The sequence below is a fragment of the Thermohalobaculum sp. genome, from assembly GCF_058622915.1.
In genome coordinates, this window is the sequence record NZ_JBZSYN010000003.1 from 1 (window position 1) to 9264 (window position 9264).

Below are 9264 nucleotides of genomic sequence, written 5' to 3' on the forward strand. Positions count from 1 at the left end.
GCCGCACTGTGCCTCGCCGCCGAGGGGGCGATCGATCCGCTGATGTGCGAGGGGCCGGTGCTGTTCGCCTCGCGCCAGGGCCGGGTCATCGAGGTGCTGCCGCCGCTTCCCGCCATGCGCGTGGTCGGCGGTGCCTGGGGCCCGCCATGCCCGACCGATCCGGCCGACAACGGCTTCGCCGATCTCTCGCAGGTGTTCGCCGACCTCGCCGCCGCGCTCGGCGCCGGCGACCTTGCGCTGCTGGCCCGCGCCGCCAGCCGCTCCGCCGAGGCGAACCTCGCGCGCAACCCAAGGCCGGGCTGGGAGCCGCTTTGCGCACTTGCGCGCCACCACAGCGCACTCGGGCTCGCCGTGTCGCATACCGGCCCCGCCGTGGCGCTGATCCTCGCCCCCGACAGCCGCGCCGATCCGGCACCCGGCCTGGCTGCGCTGGGCGTCGACCCGGTGCTGGACTACCTGTTGGCTCCCTGAGGCCCCCGGCCTCACTGGCCCCGGCTCACTGACCCAGGCGCACCGAGGGCAGGCTGTAGACCGCGGCGGAGGAGAAATCCATCCGCTTCAGCACCATGTTGGCGCCCACGGCGATCACCACCATCGCCACGACAGCCGCGAGAAATGCCTTCATTGCTTGCCTCCCGTGGTGCCCCTGCCCCGCGGCGGCGCCCCAGTGTTCTCACGCAAGTATGAGATAAGGTCCTGCCGGTCGGCAAGGCTGTTGATACGCTGCAGCGGCATCTTGGAGCCCGGCGTGTAGCGCTGCGGCCCCAGCGCGAACAGCTTGCCGATGGTCTCGGCGCTCCACACGATGCCGGCCCCCTTGAGCGCCTCGGAATAGGTGTAGCCCGGCGCCGTGCCGGCCTTGCGGCCGAACAGGCCATAAAGCGTCGGTCCGGCGCGGCGCCCGCCGTCGGGCGTCAGCGTGTGACAGATCGAGCACTTGCGCACGAACTGGCGCTCGCCGTTCGACATTTCCGAGGCGGGCGTGTGGAACCTGCGCCGTTGGGCGAACAGCGCGTCCGAGCCGCCCGAGAGCGGCCAGATCGCCGCCTCGTCGGCGATTCCGCCCGCGATCAGCCGCTCGCCGTCGCGCGTCCAGGCCAGCGCCCAGATGGGTCCCTGGAGGGCGGCGTGGAAGTCGCGCACGATGCTCCAGTCGCGGGTGTCGATCACCATGATGTAGCCCTGCCCGTCGCCCACCGCGAGGAAGCGCCCGCCCGGGCTTTGCTCGAGCGCCAGGATCGGCCGGCGCCCGGCGGTCAGATCGGCGATCTGCTTGCCCGTGGCGAGGTCGAGCGCGCGCACCGCCCCGTCGACCGCACCATAGGCGAGCCAGCCGGCGGTCTCGTTGAGCGCCAGGCGGTTGACACCGAAGCCGTGCTCGACCAGCACCGCCTGCATCGCGCCGGTGGCCACGTTCCAGCGCCGGATCGTGCCGTCGTTGGAGGCGGTGTAGATGGTCCTGCCGTCGGCGCTGAACCTGGCGTCGTTGACATTGCCGGTGTGGCCTTCCAGCCAGCGCACGGTGCCGCCGTGCACCGGCCAAAGCCCGACGCGGTTGTCCCAGCCGCTGGAGGCGATCAGCCGGCCGTCCGGGCTCACGCTCACGGCAAACACCTTGCCCCGGTGGCCCTGCATGCGGCGCAGCACCTTGCCCGTGGCGAGATCCCACAGGATCACGGCGCGGTCGTCGCCGCCCGAGACCGCGCGCTTGCCGTCGGGCAGGAAGGCGACCGCGTTCACCGCGGCCCGGTGTCCCTCCAGCCAGCGCACCGGCTTGCCGGTCTCGAGGTCCCAGTAGCCAACCGAGTAGTCGAAGCTGGCGGTCAGGGCGTGCCGCCCGTCCGGCGACACAGCCACGGCCTTGATCGGCCCGCCGTGCCCCTCCAGCCGCGCGAACCCGGTCCCGGCGGCGGCCTGAGCCGCCCCGAGCAGCGCGAGCGCCAGCCCCAGAGCCGCCGAGCGCATGGGTTCACTCGGCTGGCGTCGCGGCCGTCCCCTCGACGCTGCGCCCCTTCTCCTCGAGTTCCTCGACCCACAGGTCGTGGTGCTGTCGGGCCCAGTTCAGGTCGACCCTGCCGGTGCCCATGGCGGAAAACGCGCCCTCCATGCCCAGCGTGCCGATATAGATGTGGGCGAGGATGACCACGATCATCGCCAGCGCGACGATGGCGTGCCAGAGCTGCGCGTACTGCATGTCGGCCGTGGGCGTCAGGTCGGTGGGCAGCGGCGCGCCCCAGATTGCCGCGAATCCAACCTGGTTCAGCGCGGCGAAGATCTTGGAGAAGATCGGCAGGTCATAGGGGAAGAGCAGGGACAGCCCGCTCAGCGAGATCGCGATGCCAAGCAGGATCATGGCCCAGAAAATCAGCTTCTGCCCGGCGTTGAACTTGTGCGAGGGCGGGTGGACGCCCTTGGCGAGGATTCCGCCGCCCTTGGCGAGCCAGACGAGATCGGCGCGCGTCGGCAGGTTGTTGGCGACCCAGTTGACGAAGATCAGCACGAGGCCGAGCATGAAGGCCCAGGCCACGTTGTTGTGGATCCACTTGCCCCAGGCGGCGATGTCGGCGAAGGCAGCCTTGCCGATCAGCGGGATCAGGTAGTCGCGCCCGTAGAGCAGGTCCAGCCCGGTCAGCGCCAGCAGCACGAACGAGCTCGCCGTCAGCCAGTGGCAGAAGCGCTCGATCTCGCTGAAGCGCTGGATCAGCCGGCCCGAGAAGCCCTGCTCGAGGCGGACGCGGCCGCGCAGCAGGTAGAAGATCGCCAGCACCGCCAGGGTGATGGCGATGGCCATCGCGCCCCACCGGCCCAGCGGCCCCTTGCCGCCGACCGTTCGCTCCCAGTTCACGCCGCCGGACTTCACCAGCACCGCCGCCTTTTTGTCCGGAATCGAGACCGTGAAGCGCTGGCCGTGGCGCACCTCGCCCCACAGCGTCGCGTCCGAGTTCGGCCCGAGCTCGCCGACAGGGCTGGTCATGTTCTGGGCGTCGGCGCTGAACGGCGCCTTGGCGTCCTGCGGCCGCGATTGGCCGGGCTTCGTCGGGGCATTCGCCGGCGGCGGCTCAGGCGGGCGCACGTTGTTGACCGCGTTCGCGGGCGGGCGCACCGAGGACTGTGCCCAGGCCGCGTCCACCACCACACCCAGTTGCGCGGCCGAGCCCATGAAGACGACAACCGCTAGGCCGAGCGCCACCAGCCCGATCAGTTCACCGCGCCGCCTCAGTCTCATGCTCTGGTCTCCAAAAAAAGCCCGCGAAGACGGTCATGAACGATGCTTGTCCAGGGCCGGGCCCGCCCGGGGACTGCTCCCCGGACGGGCCCCGATTCGACTGCCGCTTGGGGTCGGCTCAGCTGCCCTTGCGCTGGTAGGCCGTGCCCCAGCCCCAGGCGCCGGTGCCGAAGCCGCGGGCCACCACGCGCTGGCGGTAGATGTCGGAGACATCGTTTCCGTCGCCCGCCAGCAGCGCCTTGGTCGAGCACATCTCGGCGCACAGCGGCAGCTTGCCCTCGGCGATCCGGTTGCGCCCGTACTTCTTGAACTCGGCCTCGCTGTTGTCCGGCTCCGGCCCGCCATTGCAGAAGGTGCACTTGTCCATCTTGCCGCGGCTGCCGAAATTGCCGGCCTGCGGATACTGCGGCGCCCCGAAGGGGCAGGCGTAGAAGCAATAGCCGCAGCCGATGCACAGGTCCTTCGAGTGCAGCACCACACCATAGTCGGTCTGGTAGAAGCAATCGACGGGGCAGACCGCCATGCACGGCGCATCCGAGCAGTGCATGCAGGCGACCGAGATCGAGCGCTCGCCCGGCACCCCGTCGCTGATCGTGACCACCCGGCGGCGGTTGATGCCCCAGGGCACCTCGTTCTCGTTCTTGCAGGCCGTCACGCAGGCGTTGCACTCGATGCAGCGCTCGGCGTCACAGAGGAACTTCATGCGTGCCATCTGGTGTCCTCCCTCAGGCCTTCATGACCTTGCAGAGCGTGGTCTTCGTCTCCTGCATCTGCGTCACGGAGTCGTAGCCATAGGTCTGCGCGGTGTTTGAGCTCTCGCCGAGCACGAAGGGGTCGGCCCCCTTGGGGTACTTGTATCTGAGGTCCTTGCCCTCGTACTGCCCGCCGAAGTGGAACGGCATGAAGATGACGCCGCGGCCGACCCGCTCGGTGACCAGGGCGGCGACCCTGACCTTGCCGCCTTCCGGCCCCTCGATCCACATCTGCTCGCCGTTGCGGATGCCCAGCCCGTTGGCGTCGAACGGGTTGATCTCCGCGAACATCTCCTGTTGCAGCTCGGCCAGCCAGGGGTTCGAGCGAGTCTCCTCGCCGCCGCCCTCGTACTCGACCAGCCGGCCCGAGGTGAGGATCAGCGGATAGGTCTTCGAAAAGTCGTTCTTCTGGATCGAGGCATAGAGCGTCGGCAGCCGGTAGGCGTGGCGGTCGTTGTAGGTCGGGTAGTCGGCGACCAGGTCACGCCTGGGCGTGTAGAGCGGCTCGCGGTGGATCGGCACCGGGTCGGGGAAGTTCCACACCACCGCCCGCGCCTTGGCATTGCCGAAGGGCGCGCACTCGTGCTTGATCGCCACGCGCTGGATGCCGCCCGACAAGTCGGTCTTCCAGTTGACCTTGTCGGTCTTGGCGGTCTCCGAGCTGCCGACGACCTTCTCGATCGCCTTGCGCTCGTCGGCGGTGAGCTCCTTGTCCCAGCCGAGCTTGCGCAGCATCGCCATGGTGAACTCGGGGTAGCCGTCCTGGATTTCGGAGTCCTTCGAGTAGACGCCCTCGGCGAGCAGGTTCTGGCCGTTGCGTTCGACGCCGAAGCGGGCGCGGAAGGTCAGCCCGCCCTTGGACACCGGCTTCGACATGTCGTAGAGCACCGGCGTGCCCGGATGGTTCAGCTCGGGCGTGCCCCAGCTCGGCCACGGCAGGCCGTAATAGTCGCCGTCCGCCGGGCCGCCGACCGCCTGAAGCGTGGTCCTGTCGAAGGTGTGCTGGTACTGCATGTGCTTGCGCAGCCGCTCGGGCGACTGGCCGGTGTAGCCGATCGTCCACATGCCGCGGTTGATCTCGCGCGTGATGTCCTCGACCAGCGGCTCGTCGGTCTTGGCGTCCACCTTGATGTTGCGGAAGATCCGGTCGGCGAAGCCGAGCTTCTTGGCGAACTTGGCCATGATGACATGGTCGGGCAGCGACTCGAACACCGGCGCCACCACCCGCTCGCGCCACTGGATCGAGCGGTTCGACGCGGTGACCGAGCCGTAGGTCTCGAACTGCGTCGAGGCCGGCAGCAGGTACATGCCGTCCTTCCGGTCGGGCAGCACCGCGGTGACGGTCGGATAGGGGTCGACCACCACCACGAGGTCCATCTTCTCCATGGCCTTCTTCTGGTCCGGCCCGCGCGTCTGGCTGTTCGGCGCGTGGCCCCAGAACACCATCGCCCGCACATTGTTCGGCTGGTCGATGTTGGCCTTGTCCTCGAGCACGCCGTCCATCCAGCGGCTGACCGGGATCCCGGCCTCGTTCATCAGGGGCTTGTCCTTGCCGTCCTTGCCCTTTAGGGTGGCGAAGCGTCCCTTGAGCCAGCCGAGGTCCTCCTCCCACACCCGCGCCCAGTGCGCCCAGGCGCCGGCCGACAGGCCGTAGTAGCCGGGCAGGGTGTGGCTGAGCACGCCGAGGTCGGTGGCGCCCTGCACGTTGTCATGGCCGCGGAAGATGTTGGTGCCGCCGCCCTGGGTGCCCATGTTACCCAGCGCCAGCTGCAGGATGCAGTAGGCCCGGGTGTTGTTGTTGCCCGTGGTGTGCTGGGTGCCGCCCATGCACCAGATCACGGTGCCGGGGCGGTTGTTGACCATCGAGCGCGCCACCCGCTCGAGCTGCGAGCCCGGCACGCCGGTCACGCGCTCGGTCTCCGCGGGCGTCCAGTTGCGCACCTCGCTGCGGATCTGGTCCATGCCCCAGACCCGGGTGCGGATGAACTCCTTGTCCTCCCAGCCGTTCTCGAAGATGTGCCACAGGATGCCCCAGATCAGCGCCACGTCGGTGCCGGGGCGGAAGCGCACATATTCGTCGGCATGCGCCGCGGTGCGCGTGAAGCGCGGGTCGAGCACGATCAGCGGCGCGTTGTTCTCCTCCTTGGCCTTCAACAGGTGCAACAGCGACACCGGGTGCGCCTCCGCCGGGTTGCCCCCGATGACGAAGATCGCTTTCGAATTGTGAATGTCGTTGTAGGAGTTGGTCATGGCGCCGTAGCCCCAGGTGTTGGCAACGCCCGCGACCGTGGTCGAGTGGCAGATGCGCGCCTGGTGGTCGACATTGTTCGAGCCCCAGTAGGCGGCGAACTTGCGGAACAGGTAGGCCTGCTCGTTGGAGTGCTTGGCCGAGCCCAGCCAGTAGACGCTGTCAGGCCCGCTCTCCTGGCGGATCTTCAGCATCTTGTCGCCGATCTCGTTGATCGCCTGGTCCCAGGGGATCTTCTTCCACTGGCCGCCCTCGAGCTTCACCGGGTATTTCAGGCGCCGCTCGCCATGCGCGTGCTCGCGCACCGACGCGCCCTTGCAGCAGTGGGCGCCCAGGTTGAAGGGGCTGTCCCAGCCGGGCTCCTGCCCGATCCAGACGCCGCCCTGCACCTCGGCGATGACCGTGCAGCCGACCGAGCAGTGCGTGCAGACGGACTTGATGATGTCGACCTTCTGCTTCGCCGCGCTCGCCGCGGACGCCCGGGTCACCGTGCCGCCGGTGGCGGCCAGCGCCGTCAGCCCGCCGATGGCGAGGCCCGAGCCGCGCAGGAAGGCGCGGCGGTCGACCGATTTCTGTGTGACTTGCGACAGGATCGACGCGTTCCGGGGGCCTTGCGCAACCCCGTTGGTCTTCTTCCTGAGCATCTTCCTCTCCTGTTGACCCCGGGCCGCAGCCCGGCCTTCCCCCCTGCGGGATCGGGGCCTCACGCAACCGTCACCCGCACGAAAAACGCGCCTGTCAGAAGCGGGCGCTCTTCAAGTATTTCTCGACATGCTCCGTGCGGCGATAGCCCGAGCCCTCGGCCTCGGCGGCCTGCGCCGTTTCGGTCCCCGCCGCGGCGGCCACGGCGACGGCCGGGGCGGCCACGGTGGCCAGCTTGAGAAAATCGCGCCGGCTGGTGTCGGCCTTCCTTTCCGTCATTGCCTTCCTCCCGGTTCTCGGCCGCCTGCGCGGCCGGGTGCAGAAAGGCGCTCAGGCGGCGAGCCTGAACGCCTCGCGCTCGATCCCCATGAAGACGCGCCCGAGCGCCCCCACGGGTGCGTAGAATACGGAGGCCCTGGCGCCCTCGAGGTCGGCGAAGAAATGCCCCGCCCAGGGCCCGACATGCTTTGCGAAGAACTCCTTCTGGTCGGCTAGGCTGGCCGGTGCGCCGAAGCGGCCCAGCGCCAGGCCGGCCATCATCTCCATGAGCGAGGCGATGTTGTCCTCGGGCTCGAACACGTTGGCCGCGCGCTCGATGCCGCGCCGGGCCATGTCGTTGCGCAGGACGGCCAGCGGCTTCTCGTTGAGAAAGCCCGTCATGTAATAGCTGGCATAGGGCAGCAGCTCGCCGCGGCCGACGCCGATGAAGAGCTCGAAGAACTCGCGCTCGACCGCCTGCTCGGTCGTGGCCCGGGCGAGGCGTGTCAGCGCGCCGACTGCGCGGCCGAGATCGCTCGCGTCGCCATCGAGCTGCGCCACCCGGTCGATCAGATCGCGCTTGGGCGGCCGCGCCAGCAGGGCAGCAAGCAAGTCGTAGATGCCCGCGCGAAGAGAGTCCTCTTCGGCGACCGCCACCTGGTACCCCTCCCCGGCAAGGGCCATTAACATCCCTCTCGCGCCCGGCTTCGGCCGGCTGTCGTTCTCGGCGAATCAGCTAATCGAATCAGCGGATTTTGGTATTTCGCGGGGCTCTTGACCCCCTAAAAACAATTCTGTCACGCTCACGCTCCGCTCATCCGCCCAGGCGCAGCGAACAGCCGCCCGCCTGCTGTGTGCGACACTTTACCACGGAGTCGAAAGAGGTCAACTCATATGACCAATTGCATGATCGCTCTTTGCCAGGCGATCGGCCCGGCGACCGGCGTCAGTCCTCGGCGAAGCGGAACCGCATCTTCCGAGCCGTCCGCCGCGGCCGGGTGCCGGGCGAGACCGGCTCGGCCGGTTGTGCGACCGACTCTCCCGGTTCCGCGGGCATTTCCCCGGCCCGATGCGCCGCGTCTTCGGGTGCGCGCTGCGCCAGCGCGTTGCGCGCGATCGGCCCGTCCGACCCGGCCGCCTCGCTCTCGGCTGCGGCTTTTGTGGATCCGGGCCCCGGCTCCTCCCGGGCCGCGTCCTCGGCCCAGCCCCTGCCGACCCGGTAGGCGGTCTCCAGCACCTTCGGCACCAGGGCGGCATCGGTGAAGTCCTCGCCGTAGTCGACCAGGCCGTCGAGATTGGCCAGCACCGGGTTCGAGGTCCACAGCCGCCGCAGCACGCGGTTGCGCAGATGCGCCGGCACGGCGCGTGCCATGAAGCCGGTGATGTCGTCGCCGGGCTTGAGCGCGTCGGGGTCGGGCAGGCCCAGCTCGCGCAGGATCTCCGCGTCGCTCCGCGGCTCGGCGGGCAGCGTTCCGGCGGGCAGCGTTCCGGCGGGCAGCGTTCCGGCGGGCAGCGTTCCGGCGGGCAGCGTCTCGGCAGCCGGCGTGCGGGGCGCATCGGCCGCGGCCGCTTTCGACATGCCGCCGCGCTTCCTGCGCGACCAGCGGCTGGCGAAGGCCTCGCCGCTCCGGTCGTCCCGGCCCGAGCCGCGCGTCATTGCAGCTTCTCCTTGCGCCGGCGTGCCTGGGGGCTGAGGAACACGTCGCTTTCGCTCACCCGCGGATCGCCCCGGCCTTCCTCCGGCGCCCCCAACTCTGCGGGCCGGCGCTTGCGCTTGATGAAGGGCTCGTCGTGGTGGTGGCGGGCGACGAAATCGCTCAGCCAGGCCACCAGCGCGGGCGGCATCGGCACCGGCTCGACGATCTCCTCGCCGCTGTCGAGGTAGTCCTGCGCCTCGAACGCCGAGGCGGTGACGCGGAACACCTCCATGGGCTCGGCGGCGCCGGGCTCCGAGGGTCGAAGGATGACGAAGAGAGAGGGCGGCTCGCGCGACAGCGCCGCCCGGTAGGACTCGGTCTCGGCCCGGTGCAGCTCGAGCGGCAGCGTGGCGGCGTGGTACTCGACGGCCTCGCCCTCGCGCCTGAGTTCGTGCCATGCTGCGGGCGGCGCGCCGGGCAGCACGGCGACCGGGCGCCAGA

General features: G+C 69.5%; 9 protein-coding genes and 1 pseudogene. 1 reads left to right on the forward strand and 9 read right to left on the reverse strand.

The genetic code is table 11. From position 1 onward, the window contains the following. Nucleotides 1–471, forward strand: a pseudogene (locus AC32QD_RS00510) (hypothetical protein); the annotation flags it as partial. 25 nt (nt 472–496) lie between these two features. Here AC32QD_RS00510 and AC32QD_RS00515 read toward each other — a convergent pair. From AC32QD_RS00515 to AC32QD_RS00555, 9 genes are all read right to left on the reverse strand, one after another. Further along, a complete protein-coding gene (locus AC32QD_RS00515) occupies nt 497–625 on the reverse strand; it encodes a hypothetical protein (protein WP_492008518.1) in 129 nt (42 codons plus the stop codon). Further along, nucleotides 622–1965, reverse strand: a complete 1344-nt coding sequence (locus tag AC32QD_RS00520; RefSeq protein WP_492008519.1) for a c-type cytochrome — start codon at nt 1963–1965, stop codon at nt 622–624. The genes AC32QD_RS00515 and AC32QD_RS00520 overlap by 4 nt, the downstream gene beginning before the upstream one ends. 4 nt (nt 1966–1969) lie before the next feature. Further along, the gene (locus tag AC32QD_RS00525) at nt 1970–3226 is read right to left on the reverse strand and encodes a formate dehydrogenase subunit gamma (RefSeq protein WP_492008520.1); all 1257 of its coding nucleotides are present in this window, start codon (nt 3224–3226) and stop codon (nt 1970–1972) included. Between the two features lie 118 nt (nt 3227–3344). Beyond that, nucleotides 3345–3938 (reverse strand): formate dehydrogenase FDH3 subunit beta, encoded by a 594-nt coding sequence (gene fdh3B / locus AC32QD_RS00530; RefSeq protein ID WP_492008521.1) that lies wholly within the window; start codon nt 3936–3938, stop codon nt 3345–3347. A gap of 13 nt (nt 3939–3951) precedes the next feature. Next, a complete protein-coding gene (locus AC32QD_RS00535; RefSeq protein ID WP_492008522.1) occupies nt 3952–6870 on the reverse strand; it encodes a formate dehydrogenase subunit alpha in 2919 nt (972 codons plus the stop codon). A gap of 94 nt (nt 6871–6964) precedes the next feature. Then, nucleotides 6965–7147 (reverse strand): ubiquinol-cytochrome c reductase iron-sulfur subunit N-terminal domain-containing protein, encoded by a 183-nt coding sequence (locus tag AC32QD_RS00540; protein ID WP_492008523.1) that lies wholly within the window; start codon nt 7145–7147, stop codon nt 6965–6967. A 51-nt stretch (nt 7148–7198) separates the two neighbouring features. Then, complete coding sequence (locus tag AC32QD_RS00545) at nt 7199–7816, reverse strand: TorD/DmsD family molecular chaperone (RefSeq protein ID WP_492008524.1); 618 nt, start codon at nt 7814–7816, stop codon at nt 7199–7201. A 256-nt stretch (nt 7817–8072) separates the two neighbouring features. Beyond that, the gene (locus AC32QD_RS00550; protein WP_492008525.1) at nt 8073–8783 is read right to left on the reverse strand and encodes a DUF3306 domain-containing protein; all 711 of its coding nucleotides are present in this window, start codon (nt 8781–8783) and stop codon (nt 8073–8075) included. Then, nucleotides 8780–9264: DUF3305 domain-containing protein (locus tag AC32QD_RS00555; RefSeq protein ID WP_492008526.1), on the reverse strand; the 485-nt coding region annotated here is incomplete at its 5' end. The genes AC32QD_RS00555 and AC32QD_RS00550, both read right to left, overlap by 4 nt.